The sequence below is a fragment of the Martinezella rhizogenes genome, assembly GCF_027460065.1.
GTDB lineage: Bacteria > Pseudomonadota > Alphaproteobacteria > Rhizobiales > Rhizobiaceae > Agrobacterium > Agrobacterium rhizogenes_C.
Genome location: NZ_JAPYZZ010000001.1, coordinates 169,620 through 194,549, shown reverse-complemented (window position 1 = coordinate 194,549; position 24,930 = coordinate 169,620). Strand labels below are relative to the sequence as shown.

General features: G+C 60.1%; 18 protein-coding genes and 1 tRNA gene. 13 read left to right on the top strand and 6 right to left on the bottom strand.

Annotation, left to right across the window (positions count from 1 at the left end; translation table 11 throughout):
* Positions 1-37 precede the first annotated feature (37 nt).
* Complete coding sequence (gene aceA / locus O8B93_RS00910; RefSeq protein ID WP_269707966.1) at positions 38-1,327, bottom strand: isocitrate lyase; 1,290 nt, start codon at positions 1,325-1,327, stop codon at positions 38-40.
* Positions 1,328-1,581: 254 nt separating this feature from the next.
* Here aceA and O8B93_RS00905 point away from each other — a divergent pair, with 254 nt between their 5' ends.
* From O8B93_RS00905 to O8B93_RS00885, 5 genes are all read left to right on the top strand, one after another.
* Positions 1,582-2,997 carry a helix-turn-helix domain-containing protein gene (locus O8B93_RS00905; RefSeq protein ID WP_269707965.1) on the top strand — a complete coding sequence of 472 codons (1,416 nt, stop codon included), beginning with the start codon at positions 1,582-1,584 and terminating at the stop codon, positions 2,995-2,997.
* A gap of 151 nt (positions 2,998-3,148) precedes the next feature.
* Complete coding sequence (locus tag O8B93_RS00900; RefSeq protein ID WP_269707964.1) at positions 3,149-4,246, top strand: polyamine ABC transporter substrate-binding protein; 1,098 nt, start codon at positions 3,149-3,151, stop codon at positions 4,244-4,246.
* 81 nt (positions 4,247-4,327) lie between these two features.
* Positions 4,328-5,485: an ABC transporter ATP-binding protein gene (locus tag O8B93_RS00895; protein WP_269707963.1), complete on the top strand. Its 1,158-nt coding sequence runs from the start codon at positions 4,328-4,330 to the stop codon at positions 5,483-5,485.
* Between the two features lie 11 nt (positions 5,486-5,496).
* Positions 5,497-6,405 carry an ABC transporter permease subunit gene (locus tag O8B93_RS00890; RefSeq protein WP_269707962.1) on the top strand — a complete coding sequence of 303 codons (909 nt, stop codon included), beginning with the start codon at positions 5,497-5,499 and terminating at the stop codon, positions 6,403-6,405.
* Between the two features lie 4 nt (positions 6,406-6,409).
* The gene (locus O8B93_RS00885; RefSeq protein ID WP_006313080.1) at positions 6,410-7,222 is read left to right on the top strand and encodes an ABC transporter permease; all 813 of its coding nucleotides are present in this window, start codon (positions 6,410-6,412) and stop codon (positions 7,220-7,222) included.
* Between the two features lie 256 nt (positions 7,223-7,478).
* Here the strand turns inward: O8B93_RS00885 and O8B93_RS00880 are convergent, their stop codons facing one another.
* Positions 7,479-9,197, bottom strand: coding sequence for an ABC transporter permease (locus O8B93_RS00880; RefSeq protein ID WP_269707960.1), 1,719 nt, complete (start codon positions 9,195-9,197; stop codon positions 7,479-7,481).
* Positions 9,198-9,276: 79 nt separating this feature from the next.
* Positions 9,277-13,047, bottom strand: a complete 3,771-nt coding sequence (locus O8B93_RS00875; protein WP_269707959.1) for an ATP-binding protein — start codon at positions 13,045-13,047, stop codon at positions 9,277-9,279.
* Positions 13,048-13,362: 315 nt separating this feature from the next.
* On the opposite strand from O8B93_RS00875, the gene O8B93_RS00870 reads away from it, so the two are divergent.
* From O8B93_RS00870 to O8B93_RS00860, 3 genes are all read left to right on the top strand, one after another.
* Positions 13,363-13,439: transfer RNA gene (locus O8B93_RS00870), tRNA-His, on the top strand.
* A gap of 276 nt (positions 13,440-13,715) precedes the next feature.
* Positions 13,716-15,347: a Ppx/GppA phosphatase family protein gene (locus O8B93_RS00865; protein ID WP_269707958.1), complete on the top strand. Its 1,632-nt coding sequence runs from the start codon at positions 13,716-13,718 to the stop codon at positions 15,345-15,347.
* The gene (locus O8B93_RS00860; RefSeq protein WP_269707957.1) at positions 15,344-16,084 is read left to right on the top strand and encodes an RlmE family RNA methyltransferase; all 741 of its coding nucleotides are present in this window, start codon (positions 15,344-15,346) and stop codon (positions 16,082-16,084) included. The genes O8B93_RS00865 and O8B93_RS00860 overlap by 4 nt, the downstream gene beginning before the upstream one ends.
* On the opposite strand, the gene O8B93_RS00855 is transcribed toward O8B93_RS00860, so the two are convergent.
* Positions 16,085-17,482, bottom strand: coding sequence for an MDR family MFS transporter (locus O8B93_RS00855; RefSeq protein WP_269707956.1), 1,398 nt, complete (start codon positions 17,480-17,482; stop codon positions 16,085-16,087).
* Between the two features lie 209 nt (positions 17,483-17,691).
* Between O8B93_RS00855 and O8B93_RS00850 the strand changes: the two genes are divergently transcribed.
* The 5 genes from O8B93_RS00850 to O8B93_RS00830 all read left to right on the top strand — a co-directional run bounded on the left by O8B93_RS00850 (position 17,692) and on the right by O8B93_RS00830 (position 23,168).
* Entirely contained in the window at positions 17,692-18,693 is a 1,002-nt protein-coding gene (locus tag O8B93_RS00850) for an MBL fold metallo-hydrolase (RefSeq protein WP_269708618.1), read from the top strand.
* A 284-nt stretch (positions 18,694-18,977) separates the two neighbouring features.
* Positions 18,978-20,483, top strand: a complete 1,506-nt coding sequence (gene guaB / locus O8B93_RS00845) for an IMP dehydrogenase (RefSeq protein ID WP_173986310.1) — start codon at positions 18,978-18,980, stop codon at positions 20,481-20,483.
* A gap of 112 nt (positions 20,484-20,595) precedes the next feature.
* Complete coding sequence (locus O8B93_RS00840; protein ID WP_269708617.1) at positions 20,596-20,997, top strand: MAPEG family protein; 402 nt, start codon at positions 20,596-20,598, stop codon at positions 20,995-20,997.
* Between the two features lie 149 nt (positions 20,998-21,146).
* Positions 21,147-22,175 (top strand): alcohol dehydrogenase AdhP, encoded by a 1,029-nt coding sequence (gene adhP / locus O8B93_RS00835; RefSeq protein WP_046800638.1) that lies wholly within the window; start codon positions 21,147-21,149, stop codon positions 22,173-22,175.
* Between the two features lie 117 nt (positions 22,176-22,292).
* A complete protein-coding gene (locus O8B93_RS00830) occupies positions 22,293-23,168 on the top strand; it encodes a dienelactone hydrolase family protein (RefSeq protein ID WP_269708616.1) in 876 nt (291 codons plus the stop codon).
* 285 nt (positions 23,169-23,453) lie between these two features.
* Here O8B93_RS00830 and moaB read toward each other — a convergent pair whose 3' ends face one another.
* Both moaB and O8B93_RS00820 read right to left on the bottom strand, forming a co-directional pair.
* Positions 23,454-23,999 (bottom strand): molybdenum cofactor biosynthesis protein B, encoded by a 546-nt coding sequence (gene moaB, locus O8B93_RS00825; RefSeq protein ID WP_269707955.1) that lies wholly within the window; start codon positions 23,997-23,999, stop codon positions 23,454-23,456.
* Positions 24,000-24,025: 26 nt separating this feature from the next.
* Positions 24,026-24,925 (bottom strand): 4-(cytidine 5'-diphospho)-2-C-methyl-D-erythritol kinase, encoded by a 900-nt coding sequence (locus O8B93_RS00820; RefSeq protein WP_269707954.1) that lies wholly within the window; start codon positions 24,923-24,925, stop codon positions 24,026-24,028.
* Positions 24,926-24,930 lie beyond the last annotated feature (5 nt).

Genomic DNA, 24,930 nt, shown 5'->3' with positions numbered 1-24,930 from the left:
AGCCCTTCCCTGTAATGGGAAGGGCGGTTTTCTCGATTTATTCGGCCGCCGGGCGGAACTGGTCGTGCTCGGTGGATTCCTTCATGGCTGTCGTGGACGACGTGCCGCCCGAGATCGCCAGGGACACGGCGTCGAAATAGCCGGTGCCGACTTCGCGCTGGTGCTTGGTGGCGGTGTAACCGTTTACTTCCGCCGCGAATTCCGCTTCCTGAAGCTCGGAATAGGCCGCCATCTGCCGGTCCTTGTAACCACGCGCCAGTTCGAACATGCCGAAATTCAGCTGGTGGAAACCGGCAAGCGTGATGAACTGGAACTTGTAGCCCATCGCGCCGAGCTCCCGCTGGAACTTGGCAATCGTCGCGTCGTCGAGGTTCTTTTTCCAGTTGAACGACGGTGAGCAATTGTAAGCCAGCTTCTTGCCGGGATGCACCTTGTGCACTCCTTCAGCAAACCTGCGCGCCTGTTCGAGATCCGGCTTTGATGTCTCGCACCAGATCAGATCGCAATAGGGCGCATAGGCCACCGCGCGGGCAATGCAGGGCTCAAGACCGTTCTTGACCTGATAGAAGCCCTCAACGGTGCGGCCGGCATCGTAATCCACGAAAGGCTGGTCGCGCTCGTCGATGTCTGAGGTCAGAAGCTTGGCGGCCTCCGCATCCGTGCGGGCGATAACCAGCGTCGGCACACCCATGACATCAGCCGCAAGCCGCGCCGCCGTGAGATTGCGGATATGCGCCGCCGTCGGGATCAGAACCTTGCCGCCAAGATGGCCGCACTTCTTTTCCGATGCCAGCTGGTCTTCATAATGAACACCCGCCGCACCCGCTTCGATAAAGGCCTTCATGATCTCGAAGGCGTTGAGCGGCCCGCCGAACCCGGCCTCCGCATCGGCAACGATCGGCGCGAACCAGGTGTCGACCGAAAGGCCCTTGCCCTCTGCTGTCTCGATCTGATCGGCGCGCTGCAAGGTGCGGTTGATGCGCTTTGCAAGCTCCGGTGCCGCATTGGCGGGATAAAGCGACTGGTCTGGATACATGGCCGAGGCGGTGTTGGCATCCGCCGCAACCTGCCAGCCAGAAAGATAGATCGCCTTCAGCCCGGCGCGAACCATCTGCATGGCCTGGTTGCCGGAAAGCGCGCCGAGCGCATTGACGAAATTCTCCTCGTTGATCAGCTTCCACAGCCGGTTGGCACCCATTTCGGCCAGCGAATGGCGGATGTCGACGGAGCCGCGCAGCCGCTCCACATCGGCGGCGGTGTAGGTGCGTTCGATGCCGTCAAAACGTCCCTGCGCAGCACCCGGAACAAGCTTGTAAAAATCCGTCATACTTCTCTCTCCCATGATAAATACGGTTTCTGAAACGGGCCGCCGTGAACTTCGTGTGGCGCTGTTCGATGTGACTACATTTACATTTTTGGAGATTTGAGCGCCAGAACAAACATAAAAACAGTGACTTGAAAGAGGTTATCCTGTAGGATGCGTGACAGGGTGGAGCTGTAAAATTGTAAATTTTGTAAAAACCTTTGGCTCGACGAGTTTGTAACAGACTTGTATGAGTGACGGGTTGGGGAGGTTAGGACGTGTCGGAAAACAAGATCTTTGCCGGACCACGGGTGCGCCGCATTCGCAATGGTCTCGCATTGACGCAGACGGCCATGGCCGAGGCGCTGGCGATCTCGCCGTCTTACCTCAATCTCATCGAGCGCAACCAGCGGCCGCTGACCGTGCAGCTGCTGTTGAAGCTCGCCTCGGTCTACAAGGTCGATCTGGACGACTTGCAGGGCGAAAGCGCCGGTTCCGCCGGGCAGTTGCGTGAGGTCTTCGCCGATCCGCTGCTGGTGGGTGAGGTGCCATCACCGCAGGAACTGATCGAGGTGGCCGATGCCGCGCCCAACGCGGCAAGCGGTGTCCTCAAGCTTTACCGGGCCTATCGGGAACAGGCGCAGCGCCTTTCCGACCTCTCCGATCTTCTGGCGCGGGAAGGGCATGAGACGGCGCTCTCCTCCACCCGCCTGCCGATCGACGAAGTGAGGCACGTTTTCGAAAACCGCCCGGCCTATTTCCATGCCATCGACGCGGCGGCGGAAGAACTCCATAAACAATTGTCGGCGGGTGATGATCTCACTTCCGGTCTGCGCGCATGGCTGCAGAAAAACCACGGCATTGTCGTCAGGACCCTGCCGGTGCACGCCATGCCCAATCTCCGGCGGCGGTATGACCGTCATTCCATGCGGCTGTTTTTGTCCGAGCGCCTGTCACAGCCGGATCAGCTCCGGGAAATGGCGATGGAGACCTGTCTTCTGGCGCTTCGCGAAGAGATAGGGACGGAACTGGAGGCGCTGGGCCTGAAAGGCGAGGAGGCGCGGCGTATCGCCCGTTTCGAACTGGCGCGTTATGCCGCCCATGCGCTGATGATGCCCTATGGTGCGTTCCTTTCCGCCGCCCAGCGCGCCAAATATGACCTCGATGTCCTGCGGCCGCGCTTCAACGTCTCGTTCGAACAGGCCGCCAACCGGCTCGTCAGCCTGCAACGGGCGACAGCCGCGACGATCCCGTTTTTCCTGATGGAGATCGACAATGCCGGCAACCGTTTCCGGCTCGCCGGGGCGGGCGGTTTCCCGAGGGCGCGATTCGGCGGCCTCTGTCCGCGGCTCAATATCCATGCCGCCTTCGCGCAGCCGGGGCAGGTGCTGGTGGAATCGGTGGAGATGCCTGACGGTGATGCTTTCCTGACTGTTTCGCGCACACTGGAGGGCCCACAGGCTGGTTTCGGCGAAAGGGTGAGGCGCACCGCCGTGCTTCTGGGCTGCGATCTCGGCCAGGCGGGGGAGACGGTCTATGGCCCCGCCGCGTCGGGTGCGGCACCCGTGGCCATCGGCCCCTCGTGCCGGCTGTGCGAAAGGCAGGGTTGCCTGTCACGGGCCGAAGCACCGCTCACGCGCCCGCTCGGGTTGGATGAAATGGTCACCGGCCTCAGTGTTTTCGACTTCCAGTAGGCGTTTCGATGCAATTTTTTCTGGCCGGAACACATTTGGTTGAAAATGCTGTGCTGCACATTTCCCGCTTGCTCCCTTTTGTTTTCCTTTCTAGTCTCGCTAAAAAAGGGGATCACGCTTCCGTCGTGAGGATGCGTTAACAGGAGACATCATGAAAAACCGTTCTCTCCGTCTGACCTTGGCTCTCACCACCGTGCTCGTTGCAGCAGGCTCGGCAATGGCCCAGGAGAAGGTCGTCCACGTCTATAACTGGTCGGATTATATCGATCCCGTCATCCTTGAAGATTTTACCAAGGAAACCGGGATCAAGGTGGTTTACGACGTCTATGACGGTAACGAGGTGCTGGAGACCAAGCTATTGGCCGGCAGCTCGGGTTATGACGTCGTGGCGCCGACATCGCCTTTCCTGGCACGGCAGATCAAGGCCGGTGTCTACCAGAAACTGGACAAGTCCAAGCTGCCGAACCTCAAGAATGCGTGGCCGGAAATTACCGAACGCCTGGCGAAATATGACCCCGGCAACGAATATGCCGTCAACTACATGTGGGGCACCACCGGCATCGGCTACAATGTCGCCAAGGTGAAGGCCGCGCTCGGCGATGTGCCTGTCGACAGCTGGGACGTGTTGTTCAAGCCGGAAAATGCCGAGAAGCTGAAATCCTGCGGTATCAACGTTCTCGACGCGTCGGACGAGACTTTCGCGATTGCGATGAACTATATCGGCAAGAATCCCGACAGCAAGGAGACGGCCGACCTGGAAGCGGGCGGCGAGGTCTATTCGAAGATTCGCTCCTCTGTGAAGACCTTCAATTCGTCGCCTTATATCAATGATCTCGCCAATGGTGACATTTGCATCTCCATCGGCTGGTCCGGCGATATCCTTCAGGCGAAAACGCGCGCCGAGGAAGCCAAGAACGGCGTCGAGGTGAATTATGTCATCCCCAAGGAAGGCACTTATATCTGGATGGATAGCTTCGCCATTCCGGCTGATGCCAAGAATGTCGAAGAGGCCCACGCCTTCATCAACTACATGATGAAGCCTGAAGTCGCCGCCAAGGCTTCCAATTACGTGCAATACGCCAACGGCAACCTTCCCTCGCAGACGCTGATGGATCCGTCGGTCGCGAAGAACCCGGGGGTCTATCCCGATCCGGAAACGATGAAGAAGCTCTTCACCATTTCGCCCTACGGACCGAAGGAACAGCGTGTGTTGAACCGCGTCTGGACGCAGATAAAGACCGGCACCTGATCGGGCTTGGGAGAGGGTGGCGCTGTCCACCCTCTTTCTCCTTTACGTCGTCGATGGATTATTGGGTGAAATGGGGCGGGCATGGCAAAGACACTCGGACCGGTCAAACGCAAATTCAGCCCTTGGGACAATCCCGATGCGGTGCCTTTCATCCGATTTGAAAACGTCACCAAGCGTTTTGGCGATTTTGTCGCCGTCAACAATCTGACGCTTGATATTTACGAGCGCGAATTCTTCTCGCTGCTCGGTCCTTCCGGTTGCGGCAAGACCACGCTGATGCGCATGCTGGCCGGTTTCGAGGAGCCGACCGAGGGTCGTATCCTGCTGCAGGGCAAGGATATTTCCGGCGTGCCACCCTATAAGCGCCCCACCAACATGATGTTCCAGTCCTACGCGCTTTTCCCGCATATGTCGGTGGAAAAGAACGTTGCTTTCGGCCTGGAGCAGGACGGCCTGCCCAAGGCGGACATCGCCGCCCGCGTCGAGGAAATGCTGCGGCTCGTCAAGCTCACGGAATTTGCCAAGCGCAAGCCGAGCCAGCTTTCCGGCGGTCAGCGCCAGCGCGTGGCGCTCGCCCGGTCGCTCGCCAAGCGGCCGAAGGTGTTGCTGCTGGATGAACCGCTCGGCGCGCTCGACAAGAAGCTGCGTGAGGAAACACAGTTCGAACTGATGGATATCCAGACCAATCTTGGTCTTACCTTCCTCATCGTCACCCATGACCAGGAAGAGGCGATGACGGTGTCGGACCGCATCGCTGTCATGGACAAGGGCATCGTCGTGCAGGTGGCGACGCCGGCCGAGATCTATGAAGCGCCGAACACCCGCTACGTGGCCGACTTCATCGGCGACATCAATATTTTCGACGCGAACGTCGTCGCCAATGCCTCCGATATCGGCAAACCCGGTCTGGTGACGCTGGATTGCGACGGGCTGAAGGTTTCGGTGGAGCAGGAATGCGCGGCGGCCACCGGCAGCCAGGTGGCCTATGCCATTCGCCCGGAAAAGGTCCGCATCTCGCTCGACCAGCCCGCCGACAGCAGCATCAATTCCGCCTATGGCGAAGTCTGGGACATCGGTTATCTCGGCGATTTTTCGGTATTCATCGTCAAGCTTGCCGATGGCCGCGTCCTTCGCGCCGCGCAGGCGAATGTCTCTCGTCTCGTCGATCGCCCGATCACTTTCGGGGATATGGTGTGGCTTAATTGGAAACCGGATTCAGGTCTTGTCCTGACACGCTGAGGGAGGCTTTCATGGCGATCACCACTCCCGAAAACCGGCAAAGCCCCTGGCGCTGGCTGGTCGTTGCGGTTCCCTATTTCTGGCTGCTGCTGTTTTTCGCCGCACCCTTTCTCATCATCGTCAAGATTTCGCTGTCGGATACGGCGATCTCCATGCCGCCCTATACGCCTGTTTTTGAAGGGTTTTCGAAGCTCGGCGAATTTTTATCGCAGCTGGATTTCGAGAACTATTTCTTCCTGACGGAAGACCCGCTTTATGTCGAAGCCTATCTGTCGTCGCTGCGCATCGCCTTCATCTCCACTTTCCTGCTTCTGCTGATCGGTTATCCCATGGCGCTCGCCATGGCGCGTGCGCCGTCTTCCGTCCGTCCGACGCTGGTGATGCTGGTGATCCTGCCGTTCTGGACCTCTTTCCTGATCCGCGTTTACGCCTGGATCGGCATTCTTAAGCCGGAAGGCCTGCTGACGGTGCTGTTCCAGTGGCTTGGGTTTCTGGGTCCTGACCAGCAGGTCAATATCTTCCGCACCGAGACGGCGATCTTCATCGGCATCGTTTATTCCTATCTGCCCTTCATGGTGCTGCCGCTTTATTCGGCGCTGGAAAAACTCGACAATACGCTGCTCGAGGCGGCCGCCGATCTCGGTTGCCCGCCGTGGAAAGCCTTCTGGAAGATCACCTTTCCACTGTCCCTGCCGGGCGTGGTCGCCGGGGCGATGATCTGCTTCATCCCGATAACAGGCGAGTTCGTCATTCCCGATCTGCTGGGCGGTGCCCAGACGCTGATGATCGGCAAGACGCTATGGACGGAGTTCTTCGGCAATCGCGACTGGCCCCTAGCATCCGCTGTCGCCGTGCTGTTGCTGATCCTGCTGGTGGTGCCCATCGCCATCTTCCAGAACCAGCAGAAGAAGGTGGGGTGAGGCCATGAAGCGCGGAAAATTCGACATCACCGTCCTGACGCTCGGTTTTGCCTTTCTCTATATCCCGATCATCATCCTGATCATCTATTCCTTCAATGCCTCCAAGCTCGTCACCGTCTGGGGCGGCTTTTCGCTGCAATGGTATAAGTCCATGTGGTCGAATCAGGGGCTGATGGATGCCGCCTGGGTGACGTTGCGTGTCGGCATCCTCAGCGCCACCATCGGCACCATTCTTGGAACGCTGGCGGCGCTGTCTCTCACCCGCTTTGCCCGTTTTCCAGGGCGCGTGCTGTTTTCCGGCATGATCTATGCGCCGCTCGTCATGCCGGAGGTCATTACCGGCCTGTCGCTGCTGCTTCTGTTCGTGGCTGTCGGGGTGGATCGCGGGTTCTGGACTGTCGTCATCGCCCACACCACCTTCACCATGTGTTATGTGGCAATCGTCGTGCAGTCACGTCTGCTGACCTTCGACCGCAGTCTTGAGGAGGCGGCGCTCGATCTCGGCTGCCCGCCGGTCAAGACCTTCTTCCGCATCACTCTGCCGTTGATTTTCCCGGCCGTCATCGCCGGCTGGATGCTCGCCTTCACCCTGTCGCTCGACGATCTCGTGATCGCCAGCTTTGCAACCGGCCCGGGCGCGACGACGCTACCGATCAAGATTTATTCGCAGGTTCGTTTGGGCGTGACGCCGGAAATCAACGCCATCTGCACCATCCTGATCGGACTTGTGACCATCGGCGTCATCGTCGCTTCCGTCGCCTCCAAGCGCACCGAATTGCAGCGGATGCGCGATGAGCATGCGGCCGCCCGGAACTGATCAAACGGAACTCCACGATTTATTCGCGTTACTGTTGAAATCGCGATAAAATCAGGAACCTGTAATTTAGTTTTGGCACTTTACGGTCTCAGAATAGGAATTTTCGTCGGTAATTGATCGATTTTGGTTTTAACCCCTTGTTAATGGGAGTTGGCGGAAAGTAAATCCAACGCAGGGCCGTCATATGTTTGATGGTCGGGATTGGTAATTTCCAAATGGCGAGATTGTCCCCCTTTCTCTCGTTGAAAAGCACAACTCATACAGGCGGCCGCAAGGCCGCCTTTCTTTTTGCTGGCGTTGCCGATGCATCTCGGTGATGTTCCGGATGATCCATCGATTTCGAGACGAGCAGCACGGGAATAAGCCCGGCCATGATGATGATGATCGCCGGCACGGCGGCATCCTGCACCCTGGAGCGGGACGCATCCTCATAAACCAGCGTGGCGAGTGTGTTGAAACCGAAAGGCCGGAGCAGGATTGTGGCCGGCAGTTCCTTCATGGATTCGATCAGGACCAGAAGGAAGGCGGTCAGTGCCGCCGGCCGCATATTCGGCAAAAGCACCTTGAATAGCGTCTGCGCCCGGTTGCGGCCCAGCGTCCGCGAGGCCATGTCGATATGCGGCGAGAGCTTCTGGAAACCGGCATCAAGCGTGCCTTCCGCCATGGTCATGAAACGCACGGCATGGGCATAGATGATGGCAAACGCGGTGCCGGAAAGCAGCAACCCACTGGAAAAGCCGAAATGGGAACGGATGAACCCGTCAACGCCATTGTCGAAACTTGCCAGCGGAATGAGCACGCCGATGGCAAGCACGGTGCCCGGCACGCCATAACCCATGGAGCCGAAACGCGCCGCCACTTTTGAAATGCGCGAACGCTCCGTGCGAATGGCATAGGAAAACACGAAAGCGGCAATCAGTGTTACGAAAGCAGCGGTCAGCGAAACTTCGAGGCTGTGCCCGAGTGCTTTCAAAAGCTTCGGGGCCACAAGTGCATCCAGCCTTTTCACGGCGTAACCGCCCAGCACGATGACCGGAATGAAAAAGCCGCTCGCCACAGGCAGGAAGCAGAACAGGCTCGCTGACCAGCGCCGCCAGCCGGCGAGCGCCTTCAGCCGGTGACGCTGGGCCATGCTCGTCGCCTTCGGCGCGCCAAAGCGCTGTTTTTCCCGAGCATTGCGCTCAATGACGATCAGCGCACCGACAATGATGAGGATGACGGCGGCGATCTGGGTCGCATTGGCGAGATTGCCGCGATTGAGCCAGGTCTCGTAGATGGTGAAGGTAAGCGTCTGGACGCCGAGATATTCGACGGCGCCAATATCGTTCAGCGTCTCCATCAGCACCAGCGACAGCCCGATGGCAATCGCCGGCCGCGCCATCGGCAATTGCACGGAGAAGAACACATTCAACGGCTTTGCACCGAGCGTGCGGGCCGCTTCAGCCGCAAACCGCCCTTGCATGGAAAAAGCGGCGCGAGCGGAGAGATAGACATAAGGGTAAAGCACCGAACTGAGGACGATCACCGCACCGCCGAGCGAGCGGATATCGGGAAACCAGTAGTCACGGATGCTGTGGTAACCGAAGGCGGCGCGAACGGCACTCTGCACCGGCCCGGTGAAATCGAGGAATTCGCCGAACGCATAGGCCGCCAGATAGGACGGGATGGCGAGTGGCAACACAAGAGCCGCGGACAATATCCGCCGCAACGGAAATTCGAAGGTGGTGACGAGCCAGGCGCAGGCGATCCCGAAGAAGGCCGTTGTCGCGGCCGTCAGTCCCAGCAACATGAAGGTGCGGAACCCGGCGCGTGGAAGAACATTGGCAAGAAGATGCTGCCATCCCTCCGTGCTGCCGGTCAGCGCCAGCCAGAAGATCGCCAGAATGGGCATGGCGGCAACGGCCGCGATCACGACCGCCGTGATCGGCAGCACTGAAACGCGCCTTGTCGCTGGAGGGGAAATGGTCATGGGCATGCGGGCCTGCTGTCTTGCGAAAGCCTTTACCGGCTGATCTTTCAGTCGGCGGCTTCCGCATTGCTACGCCCGCATGGCCTCAGTTGGCAAGAACCCGCTGCGATGGAAAGGTGATTTCCACCAGCGTGCCTTCATTCGGCGTGGAGGTGATGGAGAAATTCGCGCGGTTGGCATCCACCATGGCTTTCGTCAGCGGCAGGCCAAGCCCGGTGCCGTCGCCGCGCACGCGCTTGCCTGACGATGCCACCTGCCGGAACGGCTTCATCGCCTGTTCCAGTTCCGCCCGCGTCATGCCGATGCCGGTGTCGCGGATGCGCAGCGACACGCTGCCATTGGCTTCATAGGCGGTGGAGACGACAATCTGGCCGCCGGATGGGGTGAAGCGGATGGCGTTCGACAGGATGTTCAGCACGATCTGCTTGATCGAGCGCAGGTCGGCGACGATCTGGGGCACGGATTGTGCCAGCGCGGTGCGAATGATGACGCGCTGATTGTTGGCCTGCGGCTGCACCAGCGAGACCGCCTCGGCCACCGTCTCGTTCAGCGGCACGGCGATGAAATCCACATCCATCTGCCCGGCCTCGATCTTGGAAATATCGAGGAGATCATTGACGATATCGAGCACATGCCGGCCGGAACGGCCGATATCATTGGCATATTCCACATAACGCGGATTGCCGATCGGCCCGAAACGTTCGGTCGCCATCATGTCGGAGAAGCCGATGATGGCGTTGAGCGGCGTGCGGATTTCATGACTGACGCGTGCCAGAAAGTCCGTTTTGTGCGCATTGGCGGTTTCCGCCGCGCGCTTGGCGTTGCGCAGCTCTTCTTCGGTGCGCTTCCACTGAGTGATGTCGCGGATCACGGCGCAATAGCCATGCGAGGATTTCAGCCGCCCGATGGTCATGAACAGCGGCAGGAAACCGCCGGAGGCCTCGCGACCGATCACTTCCCGGCCGTCATTCAGCACGCTGGCAACACCGTTATTGGCAAGGCCGGAGAGATAGTCGAGCACGGCCCGCTGGCTCTCATGGGCAAAGAGCGTCACGAAGGGCTTGCCGGCGATTTCGCCATTATCATAGTTGAACAGCGCGCTGGCGGAACGGTTGAGCGAGCGGATTTCGCCGTCGTCGCCCAGAAGCACCACGCCATCGGTGGCGGTTTCCAGAATGGAATGCAGCTCTTCCATTTCGCCCTGCAACAGGGAGAGGCTGCCCACCTCCGCATTGTCCGCGGTGTTTTCATTGGCCGCCATAACCGCCGCCGGTTTTTCTTCCTGCGGAACCAGCGACAGCATCAGTGCCTTCGTCTCTTCCCAGCGGATGGACTGCAGCCGCGCCTTGACCGGAATGATGTCGTTTTCGGCGCTGACGACGACCATGCCGCCCTCATTGTCAGGCATGTTCTCCAGTTCCTGCCGCTGCAGCAAGGCTTCCAACCCGCCGACCTCTTCCAGCTCAGTCAGGGAGGTGTAGCCCGTCAGCCGCAGGAAGTCGGGATTGGCGTGGATCAGCCTGTCACCGGCATGCACCAGAAGCGCCACCGGCATCTGATCCAGCGTCTCGGCCGTCAGCGCACTGGCGGCACGAATGGGCGGGCTCACCATGGAGGTGGCAATATCGGCAACCGGCTGCTCGTCGGTGGTCGTCACCTGTTTTTCTTCAGAAGCGGTTTCATCCGTGCGTGTACGAACGAGCGCAGGCTGTTCACCCCGAACATAATCGGCAAAAAGATCGTCTTCTTCTGCCGGTTCCGTTGTCTCTGCGTCGTCGCCCATCTCGGAAGGAGCGCTTTCGATGGTCTCCGCAACGATGTCTTGCTGGATATCCTCAACGACCGGCTCTGCCGAAATCCCTTCCGCATCCGCTTCGCGTTTTTCCTCCGACGCCGTATCCGATGGCGCGAGCGTCCGGCCAATTTCGCGGAAGGCGGCTTGCTCGCCTGCGGTCAGTCCTTCGCGGGAGCGCGAACGGCGCTCCTCCAGATGGACGACCTTGTCGGAATAGGATGGTTCGGGCGCAGGCGTTTCTATTGGCGCTTCGACTTCCGGCGAGGTCTCATCATCAAGCTGTTCTTCCGCCAAAACCTCGTCGGTAGCGTCGTCGGCCTCATCGAAGCCTACCGCCGGTTCATCAGGCAGCGCCGAGTGAGGATTGTCGTCCGTTTGCTCGTCCTCATCGACAAAAGCCAGCAATTCATGGCTCTCATCTTCCACGGCCGGCTGCGGCAAAACCTCTGCCGGATCCGTCTCTTCACTATTCAGGAAGGTCAGCCCGGTGGCATGTGGGTCTTCGGTAGTATCGGCGAGGCGCACGATGCCGAAACCGCGGAAACCGTCAAATTCGCGGGCACGGGTATAGGTCGGCAGGGCGGCGAGATCGATCGGCACCATCAGCGAAGTGCCTTCCACCGGCCAGTAGATCGTCTTGCCCGACCAGGTGTCGCGTCGGCCGAGAAGCTCGCGGATCTTGCCGTCTGGATCGAGATTGAACAGGGCCGCGACATCGGCAAAGCCCATGCCTTCCACGGCAGCCGCCTTGGCGCCCACGGCTTCTGCAAATTCGTGCGAAATCGAGCTGAAACGCCCTTCAGCATCGATTTTCCAGACGAAGCGGGAGGCGCGCGCACCGGCATTAAAGACGAAAGGCCGTGCTTCTTCGCCAGTGCCGATCTCTGCCGTTTCCGTCTCCGTCGTTAGCTCTTCGTCCGCCGCAGTAGCAGCTTCTGCCGCCCCGGTTTCGGCGATTTCATCGTCCGCGACTGTGTTTTCTTCGGCCTGCGCCTCACCGGCATGATCCTCTGCGACCGTTCGCTCGATCGAGGGAGCCACCGTTTCATCGGCGTCGAGTTCGAAGAGGTCCTCAATGTCGTCGGTCATCGCCATATCGGCGGCGGCATCCGCATCCCGCGCAGGAAGCTCTGCCGATACTTCCGCAAGGCTTTCCGGCATAGACGGAACGCTGTTTTCAGCCGGTTCCGCTGCCACGTTCTCTTCGGAATCGGACGGCAGTTCCTGCACCTCTTCCACCTCCTCGATGCCGGCAACGGCGTCGAGAACGGAATCGAAAGAGGCGGTTGCCGCGATAACAGGTGCCGTCTCTTCAACCGGCAGGACGGGCTCGGCGGCGGCCAGGGTTTCCTGCGGCTTGTCTTCTGCAAACCCATTGACGGGATCGAGCGTTCCGAGCGCAGTTTCCACCACGAACATCAGGTTCAGTTCGGGCGATGTCGTGATCTGGCCGGTGGCGGCAGGCAGATAGCCCTTTCCTGTTGGCACAGGGCGTTTGACGAGGTGACCGGACTGGCCGGCGGCCATTTTGATGAGCGTGCGGGCGGTGTGCGGCGTGATGCCGAGCGACGAAAAGCCCGAGGAGGCGGCGATGATCTCATTGTCGCCATTCAGCACCGCCATATGAATATCTGGATCGTCAAACCCTTCGATCATGCGCCGGGCGCATTCGGCCACGTCGGGCGCGGCCTGATCGGTGAGGGCGGCAAACAGGATGGCCGGATGGCCGGGTTCCGCCTCGATGATCTCCGCGCGGGCGGTGACGGCAAGGCTGCGGAAACCCGAAGTGATACGAATGGTAAATGGCAGACCGTCGCCGGCTGTCGAAAGCCGGGCCGCCGTGGCCGCCAATTGCCGGAAGGTCACATCCTGGCGTTTGGGGCCTTGCTCCAGAAAATCGTAAACCATCGGCGTGCCGAACAGCGAAGCACCACGCCCATTGGCCCAGAGAACATTTTGAAGATCGAGCGAAAACAGCGCCATGGCCTCACCGCGCCCGAAACCTTCACGCACCCGTTCATGCACTGCTATATCGATAAAGGGATATTGGACGGCGGGCATGTCGAAACCTATTCTGGCACTACCGGACCTTGCGGGCTTCTTGGCTTCCTCATGAAGCGCAAAACGTAAACCCGCCAGGCATCACGTTAACAGAATTTTAAATAACTTCACAGCGCCGCCGGGTCCACCGCCCGGTGGATGAATCGCCAAATAGAGTTAACATCAACAGGCCCATTCCCGCTTCGGGTTCCTAGTCACCCTATCGAAAAGCACTTGCCTTTCGCAGCCTTTTTTCGCAAAATTCGAAGAGGCACTTGCAAATGGGGGAAACACCTTTTATGTCACCCCCCGTAGCGCCGCTTCGGCGTTTCATGTGCGGTTGTAGCTCAGTTGGTTAGAGCGCAGGTTTGTGGCACCTGAGGTCGGTGGTTCGACCCCACTCAACCGTACCATTCCCCTCTCCCAGTAAGTTTATATGTCACAAGGACTTACAGGGAGAGGGGAATTTCTTTCCTCATTGGCGCCTGTTCATGAGTTGCTGAGGTTCGCGCAGGTCTCGGCGCCGAGCTGATCTGCCTGCCGACTTCGAAAATCCCCTGACATCATTGCCGCGATCGTGACGATCCGTATCCAGCCCTGGCCAGGCGTCAGGCCATCCCATGGATGGCCTGCCAAAAACCATTTGGCTAAAATCGCCTGCGCTGGTATTGTCCACCCAACGAAACCTTATGAAAGCCAGCAGCATAGCGTCTACGCTTGTGCGCGGCGAAATGGACAAGACAGTGATCGACCCCGGAAACGGCCCAAAGCCGTCGGAACAAGGGGCGTCGGTGGCGAACAAAGGGAAAGCGAAGCGATCCCGTCGTGGCAAGAAACACAAGCGTGACGGTAAGCCCCGTGACGCTGTTGTGTTGTCGCATGATGTTGCCGCGGATGTTCCGGCCGGTTCCTCCTACGTATCGGCTCTCGAGCCGGACGCCGAGCCGCGCAAGAGAAAGCGCCGCAGGCGTTCTCGTGGCAAAGGCACGTCTCAGCAGGCTGCAGCCGCTGTCAACGGAGAGGTGCAGGCTCCAGCCGCACCCGATAGCGCAAATTCATCCTCCGTGCCGCCTATTGGCCCGCGAAAATCGCGTAACCGCAAACGCGGCCACCGCGATCCCCGCGGTCGTGACCCGCAGGGCCGTCCGCTGGTTCCCAGCCACGCACCGAAACATAGCGGTAAGCAGAACGGCCGTGCCAATGGCTCGGCACAGGAGCAGCACCGGTCGCAGTCTGAAATCTCCGCCCGCCACGCAGGCCGCCAGCATGAGCATGGTCAGGAGCCGCTGGCGGATATGTATGCGGCGCTCGATCTCGGCACCAATAATTGCCGCCTGCTGATCGCGCAGCCGACACGGCCGGGCCAGTTCCGGGTGGTCGATGCCTTTTCACGCATCGTCCGGCTGGGCGAGGGGCTGATATCGAGCGGTCGGCTTTCCGATGATGCGATGGATCGCGCCGTGGAAGCGCTCAAGGTCTGCTCCTCGAAACTTGCCGGACGCCCGATCAGGCGCATGCGGCTGATCGCCACCGAGGCCTGCCGCGCAGCCTCCAATGGCGAGGAATTTCTGGAGCGCGTCACGCGGGAAACGGGGCTGAAGCTCGAAATCATCAGCCGCGAGACGGAAGCCCGGCTTGCGGTCTCCGGCTGCGCCTCGCTTGTCGGGCGTGAAGCGCGCTCCGTCGTGCTGTTCGATATTGGCGGTGGATCGTCGGAAATAGCGGTCATCAAGGTCGGTGAAAACCGCTCGAACCGGCTCGCCAACCACATCACCCACTGGACCTCTTTGCCGGTCGGCGTCGTCACTTTGTCGGAACGTCATGGCGGCCGCGATGTGACGCCGGATGTTTTTGCCGCCATGGTGCGGGAAGTCGAAGGCCTGCTCGATGCATTCCATTGCCCGCCGCTCGCACCGCAATTGCATCATGAGGATTTTCATCTGATCGGAACCTCGGGCACGGTGACGACGCTTGCGGGCGTCCATCTCGATCTGCCACGCTATGATCGCCGCAAGGTGGATGGCCTCTGGCTTTCCGATGTCGAGGTGACGGCCATGCAGGACAAGCTTCTGGCATGGGATTTCGCCGGCCGCGCCGCCAATGCCTGCATTGGGCCTGACCGGGCCGATCTGGTTCTGGCCGGCTGCGCTATTCTTGAGGCCATTCGCCGCCGCTGGCCGGCACGCCGCATGCGGGTGGCCGATCGTGGCCTGCGCGAAGGCCTCTTGACGGATATGATGGCGGATGACGGCGCATGGCGGCGCAACCGCATAAGGCGCATGCAGATGGTACGGCAGGATAGAACGGAAGGTTTGACATGAGCAAGGCGCCGACAAGCACCAATCGCACCGGCCGCAAGATCGGCCAGAAGGTCAAGAAGACCAAGCTCAAGGCCTCGTCGCGCCGCTGGCTGGAGCGTCATATCAATGACCCCTATGTGCAGCGCGCCAAGCTGGAAGGCTATCGCGCCCGCGCCGCCTTCAAGCTTCTGGAAATCAACGACAAGCACCAGATTTTGAAGGGTGCGACCCGCATCATCGACCTTGGTGCCGCTCCCGGAAGCTGGTCGCAGATCGCCTCTAAGGTGACGGATTCCACCGAAGACGATATCCGCGTCGCGGCCATCGATTTCCTCGAAATCGATCCGATCCCCGGCGTGAAGATCCTGCAACTCGACTTCCTCGACCCGACCGCACCCGATCAGCTGATGGAAGCCGTCGGCGGCACGCCCGATCTTGTCTTGTCGGATATGGCCGCGCCCACCACGGGCCACCAGAAGACCGACCACATCCGCACCATGCATCTGTGCGAGGTCGCAGCCGATTTCGCGGTTCAGGTGCTGGCGGAAGGCGGCCATTTCCTTGCCAAGACCTTCCAGGGCGGCACGGAAAAGGCATTGCTTGATATGCTGAAGAAGAACTTCAAGCAGGTTCTGCACATCAAGCCGGCGTCGTCACGTTCGGAATCGGTCGAGATGTTCCTGCTTGCCAAGCACTTCAAGGGCCGCAGAAACGAACCGGCTATCGATGCCGACGCTGAAGAGTCGACTGAGGACTGATCACTCTGCCGGTTGCGAAACCTTGCCGCGGTGGCCGGAAACGGCCGCCCCGGCCTGCGCGTCCATGCGGATGATCGGCACGATCGCGAACAACGAAACCAGCGCGACGATGGTGAAGGCGATGTGGAAATCGGCAAGCTGAAGATGCGTGCCTGACATCATGCTGCTGACTTCCAGAATGGAAGCGGCGAAAGCCACGCCCAGCGCCAGGCTGATCTGTTGCAGCACCGAGGCCATCGAGGTCGCCTGGCTGGCCTGGCTGTCTTCGATATCGGAATAGCTCAGCGCGTTCGATCCGGTGAAGAAGAAGGATCGAGCAAATCCCGCCGTGACCAGGAAGATCATGATCAGCGGATATGGTGTTTCAGGCGTGAAGAAGCTGTTGGCGAGCGTCGTGCAGGCGCCGACAATGCCGGCCCCGATCAGCGTCGAGCGGAACCCCGTTGCCGCAAACACCCGCTTGGCCATGAATTTCGTGGTGATCGCCCCGATGGCGCCGGCAAAGGTGATCATGCCCGACTGGAACGGGTTGAGCCCGAAACCGATCTGCAACATCAGCGGCATCAGGAAGGGGATGGCGCCCGTGGAAATGCGGAAAACGGTGCCGCCGACGGAGGCCGCCCGGAAGGTCGCGTTTTGGAAAATCCGGAAATCCAGAATGGGGGCAGGGTGGCGCGCGGCGTGGCGCATGTAAAGAAAACCACAGATAAACCCGATGATCGTCGAGGCGATGCCGATGGCGGGCGGCAGGGCCGGAAGGCTGACCACCGACACGCCGAAGACAACGCCGGAGGCGGCGATGCCTGACAGAACGAACCCCTTGCCGTCCATCGGCGGTGGGTTGGTGGTTTCGATTTCCGGCAGGAAGATCGTCGACAGCCAGATGCCGATGATGCCGATGGGCACGTTGATCAGGAAAATCCAGTGCCATGAAAAATAGGTGGTGATGAAGCCGCCGATCGGCGGGCCGGTGAGCGGCCCGACAAGCCCCGGTATCGTCAGCAGCGCCATGGCGGAGACGAGTTCACTACGCTTGGTCGTGCGCAGCAGCACGAGACGGCCAACCGGCGTCATCATTGCCCCGCCCATGCCCTGCAGGAAACGCGACAGCACGAATTCGAACACCGACGACGAAACCGCGCAGCAGATTGACCCGACCACGAAAACGCCGATAGCGAAACGGAAGATTTTCTTCGCGCCGTATTTGTCGGCCATCCAGCCGCTGATGGGAATGAAGATCGCCAGCGCCACCATATAGGCCGTCAACGCCAGCTTCAGCGTGATCGGGCCGACATGGAGGTCTTTTGCAATCGCCGGGAGCGAGGTGGCGATGACGGTGGAGTCCATCTGCTCCATGAAGAGAGCGACTGCGAGGATCAGGGGAATGATGCGATTCATGGGACTGCCTGCGGCTTTCCGCTGCGACAAGGGATATCGCCGTTCCTCCTACGCCTGATAGGCGGGCTTGCCAACACGTTAATTATCAATTTCTCAAGTTCCGATCAAACCTGCGTGAGGCCGGTTTTCTTGCAACTTTCTCGCTCTATTGTCCGTTGGGTGGGATCAGTTGGCGATCACGGCCAGTTGGCGATATCGGAGACAAGATGATGACCCAATCCTTGAGCATGAGCAGACGTGGCCTCATCGGTGCTGCCGGCGCCAGCGTTCTCGGCGCGCCGCTGTTGATGGCGCGCGGCGCAAACGCCCAGACCAACCAGCCGCAGACCTCCATGGAGATAAAACACGCCATGCCACCGGAAACCAACCGCTTCAAGCTCGGCAATTTCGAGGTGCTGGTCGTCAAGGATGGCTCGCGCGCTGCACCCAATCCGGGAGAGACCTTCGGCACGGACCAGTCGGCGGAGACCGTGGGCAAATTGCTGGAAGACAATTTTCTGCCCAAGGATCAGTTCGTTAATTCCTTCTCGCCGGTCCTCGTCAATACCGGCAGCGATCTCGTGCTGTTCGACACGGGTTTCGGTGAGGCTGGCCGCGGTGCTGGCAATGGCCGCCTGACCGAAGGCATGGCTGCGGCCGGTTATACGCCTGAAGATGTGACCGTGGTGGTGCTGACCCATATGCATGGTGACCACATTGGCGGGTTGATGGAAAAGGGTGCGCCGGCTTTTTCAAAGGCGCGTTATGTCTTCGGCCAGGCGGAATATGATTTCTGGGCCGATGAGAAACGCGCCGGCACCCCTGCCGAAGGTGGGCAGAAGGGCGTTCTTGCCAACGTCAAGCCGCTGGCCGAAAAGGCAACCTTCATCGGCGACGGTGCCAGTGTGGTCTCAGGCATCACTGGTATTGCCGCTTTCGGCCATTCGCCGGGACATATGATCTTCCGCGTAGAATCGGAAGGTAAGCAACTTATCCTGACGGCGGATACCGCCAACCATTTCGTCCTGTCGCTGCAGCGGCCGGACTGGGAGGTGAAGTTCGACATGGACAAGGCGGCTGCGGCTTCGACCCGCAAGAAGGTTTATGACATGATCGCCACCGACCGGCTGCCATTCCTCGGGTATCACATGCCTTTCCCGTCCGTCGGTTACGCGGAGAAGCTGGATACGGGTTATCGTTTCGTGCCGAAATCCTACCAGTTCGACATATGATGCATGTCGCGCAGAAGTGTTAAGCGGTTTTGCGATAACGACATGCATAGAAACAAGCAGTTAAAGCGCGTCGTGTGGAACAAGGATCCACACGACGCGCTTTAACGTCTGCTGCAATGCAGCAACAGAAGAAGCCCGGAAGGTCGTTCCGGGTTTTTTCTATTCCCTTCCTGTCATGAACGTGTTACCAGCCCTCGCCAACTTCCAAGCAATCCTTGCAGGGCGCCGGAGTGAACTTTTCGTTCCGGAACGGCCACGCATTTTCATTATGAAGGAATTTGGTCATGGCACGCATCATTCAAACACCCACTGGTTTGGACGCTCTCACATTTGACGATGTGTTGCTGCAACCCGGACATTCCGAAGTCATGCCGGGACAGACGAATATAGCCACCCGCATTGCCCGCGATATCGATCTCAACCTTCCGATCCTCTCTTCCGCCATGGATACGGTCACCGAAGGCCGTCTCGCCATCGCCATGGCCCAGGCCGGCGGCATCGGCGTCATCCATCGCAACCTCACCCCCATCGAACAGGCCGAAGAAGTGCGGCAGGTGAAGAAGTTCGAAAGCGGCATGGTCGTGAACCCCGTCACCATCGGCCCCGACGCGACGCTTGCAGAAGCCCAGGCGCTGATGAAGGCGCACGGCATTTCCGGCATTCCGGTGGTTGAAAATGGCGGTGCCGGCGGCCACAAGAACGGCCGCCTCGTCGGCATCCTGACCAACCGCGACGTGCGCTTCGCCTCTGATCCGCAGCAGAAGATCTACGAACTGATGACCCGCGAAAATCTGGTCACGGTCAAGGAAAGCAGCGTCGATCAGCAGGAGGCCCGCCGGCTCCTGCACAAGCACCGCATTGAAAAGCTGCTGGTGGTGGATGCGAAAGGTAACTGCGTCGGCCTCATCACCGTCAAGGATATCGAAAAGTCGCAGCTGAACCCCAACGCCACCAAGGATGCGCAGGGCCGCCTTCGCGCCGCCGCCGCCATTAGCGTTGGTGCAGATGCCATCGAGCGTGCCGAGCGCCTCATCGATGCCGGCGTTGACCTTCTGGTCGTGGATACCGCCCATGGCCATTCGCAGCGCGTTCTCGATGCCGTGGCGCAGGTCAAGAAGATGTCGAACTCGGTTCGCATCATCGCCGGCAATGTCGCCACCGCCGACGGCACCAAGGCGCTGATCGATGCCGGTGCTGACGCTGTCAAGGTCGGTATCGGCCCCGGCTCCATCTGCACGACGCGCATCGTTGCCGGCGTCGGCGTTCCGCAGCTGGCGGCCGTCATGGCTTCTGTTGAAGCGGCCAATGCCGCTGATATTCCCGTCATCGCCGATGGCGGCATCAAGTTCTCGGGCGACCTGGCCAAGGCCATCGCCGCCGGCGCTTCCGCCGTCATGATCGGCTCGCTGCTCGCCGGCACCGATGAAAGCCCGGGCGAAGTGTTCCTCTATCAGGGCCGTTCCTTCAAGGCCTATCGTGGCATGGGCTCCGTCGGCGCCATGGCCCGCGGTTCGGCAGACCGTTACTTCCAGGCGGAAGTGCGCGATACGCTAAAGCTCGTGCCTGAAGGCATCGAAGGTCAGGTGCCCTACAAGGGTCCGGTCTCCGGCGTGCTGCATCAGCTGGCCGGCGGCCTGAAGGCCGCGATGGGTTATGTCGGCGGCAGCAACATCAAGGAATTCCAGGAACGCGCCACCTTCGTGCGCATCTCCAGCGCCGGCCTGCGTGAAAGCCACGCCCATGACGTGACGATCACCCGCGAAAGCCCGAACTATCCCGGCGCGGTTTGATCTTTCGAGCCGAATCCGTAAAAAGATAGGCTAGATATTTGGCGCTCCCCGATTCCAGCCGGATCGGGGAGCGTTTTCATGATTGGGGGAAAGCATGTCACCGACGACCGCAATGTTCTGGCCGATGATCGCCCATGTCTTTCTGGTCTTTTGCCTTTACGCACTCCTGATTATCCGGCGCAATAAATACACCTTCAAGGATCGCGAATCCGCGATCAAGCTGCGCGACCGGGGCGAGGAAGCGCGGGAAAGCTATCTGGTGAATCGCAACATCGCCAACCAGTTCGAACTGCCGGTCCTGTTCCACATCGCCTGCCTGCTGCTTTACATCACGGATGCGGACAATATCGTCACCGTCGTTCTGGCATGGCTGTTCGTGCTCTCGCGCTGCGCCCATTCCTATGTCCATGTCACCAGCAACCGCCTGCGTCAGCGCGGAGCATTGTTCGGCATCGGCTTTGCGCTCGTTGTCTGCCTCTGGGGATGGCTCGCCATATGGTTGGCGCTGGAGTAAATCAGCACCATCAGGTTGCTTCATAAGTGAGACAATCCCGCCGCGCAAAATGCTCCGGCTTGCGATGGGTCAATTCCATGACGCCCCATCCCCGTTAATCTCTGCCCGCCGTCGAGGATTTCAGGCGAGCAGAGATTAGGGAGTATGTCATGGCTAAAACAATGAAGGCGGCGGTCGTCCGCGCATTTGGAAAACCGCTGACCATCGAGGAAGTGGCGATACCGGATCCCGGTCCCGGTGAAATTCTCATCAACTACAAGGCGACGGGCGTTTGCCACACCGACCTGCACGCCGCAACGGGTGACTGGCCGGTCAAGCCCAACCCGCCCTTCATTCCCGGACATGAAGGTGCAGGTTATGTCGCCAAGATCGGCGCTGGCGTCACCGGCATCAAGGAAGGTGACCGCGCCGGCACACCCTGGCTCTACACCGCCTGCGGCTGCTGCATTCCCTGCCGCACCGGCTGGGAGACGCTGTGCCCAAGCCAGAAGAACTCAGGCTATTCCGTCAACGGCAGCTTTGCCGAATATGGCCTTGCCGATCCGAAATTCGTCGGCCGCCTGCCTGATAATCTCGATTTCGGTCCGGCCGCACCCGTGCTCTGCGCCGGTGTCACGGTCTATAAGGGCCTAAAAGAAACAGAAGTCAGGCCCGGTGAATGGGTGGTCATTTCAGGCATTGGCGGGCTTGGCCACATGGCCGTGCAATATGCGAAAGCCATGGGCATGCATGTCGTTGCCGCCGATATTTTCGACGACAAGCTGGCGCTTGCCAAAAAACTCGGAGCAGACGTCGTCGTCAACGGCCGCGCTCCTGACGCGGTGGAGCAGGTTCAAAAGGCAACCGGCGGCGTCCATGGCGCGCTGGTGACGGCGGTTTCGCCGAAAGCCATGGAGCAGGCCTATGGCTTCCTGCGCTCTAAGGGCACCATGGCGCTTGTCGGCCTGCCGCCGGGCTTCATCTCCATTCCGGTGTTTGACACGGTGCTGAAACGTATCACGGTGCGTGGCTCCATCGTCGGCACAAGGCAGGATCTGGAGGAGGCGCTGACCTTTGCCGGTGAAGGCAAGGTGGCTGCCCACTTCTCCTGGGACAAGCTCGAAAACATCAATGACATCTTCCACCGCATGGAAGAGGGCAAGATCGACGGCCGCATCGTCGTGGATCTCGCCGCCTGACGTCAAACCCGGAAGCGGCGCTCACGCAAATGTGTGGCGCCGCTTCCGCCCGCCTTGTTCCCCGCAGGGCGATCTGCGTTATCCTTCCGCATCCGCGCGTTCAAGGAGGATAGAGCGATCGACAAGCCCAAGATTACGCAGGCGATGATCGACGCTTACGATGAATATACCCATCTCAGCCTCGACCGCCGCAAATTCATGGAAAAGCTCTCCATATTGGCCGGCTCGGGTGCGGCTGCTGCTGCAATCGCCCCGCTGCTTTCTGCCAATAGCGCCCGCGCAGCCATCGTTGCGCCTGACGATGCGGGAATTGTTGCGGAAGACGTGACCTATCCAGCGCCCGGCGGCGAGATGAAGGGTTATCTCGTCACACCGAAGTCGGTGTCCGGCCCCATTGGTTCCGTCATCGTCATCCATGAAAACCGTGGTCTGAACGACCATATCCGCGATGTGGCAAGACGTGTGGCGCTCGCCGGTTTCCGGGCGCTAGCGGTTGATTTTCTCTCGCCGCAGGGCGGAACGCCGGCGGACGAGGATAAGGCGCGGGAAATGTTCAGCGGTCTCGACATGGAGGCAACCGTCGCCAATGCCGAAGCGGGCAGGGTGTGGCTCGCGGCAAGGCAGGGGGCGAATGGCAAGGTGGGTGCGGTCGGCTTCTGCTGGGGCGGCGGGCTGGTCAATCGTTTCGCCACCAAATCGACGGGCCTCAATGCCGGCGTCGCCTATTACGGCCAGCAACCGCCGGCGGCCGATGTGCCAGCCATCAAGGCGCCGCTGCTTTTGCAATATGCGGGTCTCGACGAGCGCATCAATGCCGGTATCGACGCCTATAAAAAGGCGCTGGAGGAAAACGGCAAGACCTTCGAAATCTTCGTTTATGACGGCGTCAACCATGCTTTCAACAACGATACGTCCTCGGCGCGCTACGACAAGGCGGCCGCAGATCTCGCCTGGGGGCGGACGACGGAGTTTTTCAAGAGATATCTGGGGTGATGGGGTTCAACGTCCACTCGGCTCTTCTTTTCGTTGACGAAAGGGGCTGGATGCTGCCCTTGATCGTGGATCGAAGGCGTGTGGGGCTTACCCCCTCTGCCCTGCCGGGCATCTCCCCCTCAAGGGGGGAGATCGGCAAGCGGCTAAGTCTCGATGATCTCAACGTTTGAGAGTGAAATGGCGGTAGCCCCTCCTGCTGATCTCCCCCCTTGAGGGGGAGATGCCCGGCAGGGCAGAGGGGGGTGAGCCCCACGCACCTTCGGCCCAACAACCCTGAATCCGGCTCTAAACGCCCCCAGCCCCACGCTTCAAATGCTCATCGAGCCGCGGCATGATTTCCACGAAATTGCAGGGCATATGGCGGTAATCGAGCTGGGCCTTGAGGATGCCGTCCCAGGCATCCTTGCAGGCGCCGGGAGAGCCGGGCAGCACGAAGATGAAGGTGGCATTGGCCACGCCGCCGGTCGCGCGTGACTGGATGGTGGCGGTGCCGATCTTCTCATAGGAAATGCGATGGAAAAGCGCGGAAAACCCGTCCATGCGTTTTTCGAACAACGGCTCCAGTGCCTCGGGCGTCACGTCGCGGCCGGTAAAGCCGGTGCCGCCTGTCGTGATGACCACATCCACGCCTTCAGACCGCGTCCATTCGCGCACGGTGTCTGCAATCGCTGCCTTGTCATCCGGCACGATGGCGCGAGCGGCGAGCCTGTGGCCCGCTTCTTCCAGCCTTGCGACGAGCGTGTCGCCGGACTTGTCGTTCTCCAGCGTGCGGCTGTCCGAAACGGTCAGAACCGCAATGCCAAGGGGAATGAAGGGTCTATCGCCTGCCATGGCCTTATCCTCGAAATATCCGGCCCTCAAATGGTCCGCGTTGCCTGAAAATACCAGCCGGGGCGTTTCTTCCGAAGCGATGTTTCCGCGTTTTGGGCGGCATCGAAGGAATGAAAAATCCCGAAACAGGTTGCCCCGGAACCGGACATGCGGACAAGGGCTGCCCCTTCCGCAGACAGCAGCCCGGTAATCTCCCCGATATCAGGCAGCATCGCCTGAGCCGGCGGCTGCAGATCGTTGCGGCTTTGGGCGAGAAAATCCATCCAGCCAGTTGTCGCCCAGCCAATCGTCGCAGGTGTGGGCAGGTGCGGATTGGCCTTGTTCTGCAATCGCCGGAAAATCTCCGGTGTCGAGACGGCCTTCATGGGATTGGCCAGAACCACGGAGAGTTCCGGCAGGTCGGTGAGGGCTTCGATGTCCTCGCCGATACCGCGCGCAATCAGCGGCCGGCTTGCAAGGCACATCGGGACATCCGCACCGAGTTTCAATGCGAGAGAGGCGAGTTTTTCCGGTGCGATCTCGGCATCCCAGTGCCGCAAAAGCCCCCGCAGCGTTGCGGCGGCATCCGCCGAACCGCCACCGATGCCCGAAGCAACCGGCAGGTTTTTTTCAAGGTGAATGTCGACCGGGCGGGCGGGCTGGCCTGTTGACGCGAGAGCGTCGCGCAACATGTCTCGGGCGCGGGTGACGAGGTTATCGCCACCATCGCCGGCGCTTAGAACATCGCCGAAAGGGCCGGAAATGGAGAAAGCGTCAGTTGTGGCGTCGCGAATGCGGATCACATCGCCGGCTGCGGTGAATGTCACCAGCGTTTCAAGCAGATGGTAGCCATCTGCCCGCTGACCGGTGACATGCAGCGCCAGATTGATCTTGGCCGGGGCCGCCTCGATTGTTTCGGTGGCCCCGGAAACCTCATGCAGGCGCATGCGGC

What these genes read in the sequence shown, in the direction of transcription:
- aceA (WP_269707966.1), bottom strand. Translation starts at nt 1,327, where the DNA reads ATGACGGATTTTTACAAGCTTGTTCCGGGTGCTGCGCAGGGACGTTTT.
- O8B93_RS00900 (WP_269707964.1), top strand. Translation starts at nt 3,149, where the DNA reads ATGAAAAACCGTTCTCTCCGTCTGACCTTGGCTCTCACCACCGTGCTC.
- O8B93_RS00895 (WP_269707963.1), top strand. Translation starts at nt 4,328, where the DNA reads ATGGCAAAGACACTCGGACCGGTCAAACGCAAATTCAGCCCTTGGGAC.
- O8B93_RS00890 (WP_269707962.1), top strand. Translation starts at nt 5,497, where the DNA reads ATGGCGATCACCACTCCCGAAAACCGGCAAAGCCCCTGGCGCTGGCTG.
- O8B93_RS00885 (WP_006313080.1), top strand. Translation starts at nt 6,410, where the DNA reads ATGAAGCGCGGAAAATTCGACATCACCGTCCTGACGCTCGGTTTTGCC.
- O8B93_RS00880 (WP_269707960.1), bottom strand. Translation starts at nt 9,197, where the DNA reads ATGCCCATGACCATTTCCCCTCCAGCGACAAGGCGCGTTTCAGTGCTG.
- O8B93_RS00875 (WP_269707959.1), bottom strand. Translation starts at nt 13,047, where the DNA reads ATGCCCGCCGTCCAATATCCCTTTATCGATATAGCAGTGCATGAACGG.
- O8B93_RS00865 (WP_269707958.1), top strand. Translation starts at nt 13,716, where the DNA reads ATGAAAGCCAGCAGCATAGCGTCTACGCTTGTGCGCGGCGAAATGGAC.
- O8B93_RS00860 (WP_269707957.1), top strand. Translation starts at nt 15,344, where the DNA reads ATGAGCAAGGCGCCGACAAGCACCAATCGCACCGGCCGCAAGATCGGC.
- O8B93_RS00855 (WP_269707956.1), bottom strand. Translation starts at nt 17,482, where the DNA reads ATGAATCGCATCATTCCCCTGATCCTCGCAGTCGCTCTCTTCATGGAG.
- O8B93_RS00850 (WP_269708618.1), top strand. Translation starts at nt 17,692, where the DNA reads ATGACCCAATCCTTGAGCATGAGCAGACGTGGCCTCATCGGTGCTGCC.
- guaB (WP_173986310.1), top strand. Translation starts at nt 18,978, where the DNA reads ATGGCACGCATCATTCAAACACCCACTGGTTTGGACGCTCTCACATTT.
- O8B93_RS00840 (WP_269708617.1), top strand. Translation starts at nt 20,596, where the DNA reads ATGTTCTGGCCGATGATCGCCCATGTCTTTCTGGTCTTTTGCCTTTAC.
- adhP (WP_046800638.1), top strand. Translation starts at nt 21,147, where the DNA reads ATGGCTAAAACAATGAAGGCGGCGGTCGTCCGCGCATTTGGAAAACCG.
- moaB (WP_269707955.1), bottom strand. Translation starts at nt 23,999, where the DNA reads ATGGCAGGCGATAGACCCTTCATTCCCCTTGGCATTGCGGTTCTGACC.
- O8B93_RS00820 (WP_269707954.1), bottom strand. Translation starts at nt 24,925, where the DNA reads ATGCGCCTGCATGAGGTTTCCGGGGCCACCGAAACAATCGAGGCGGCC.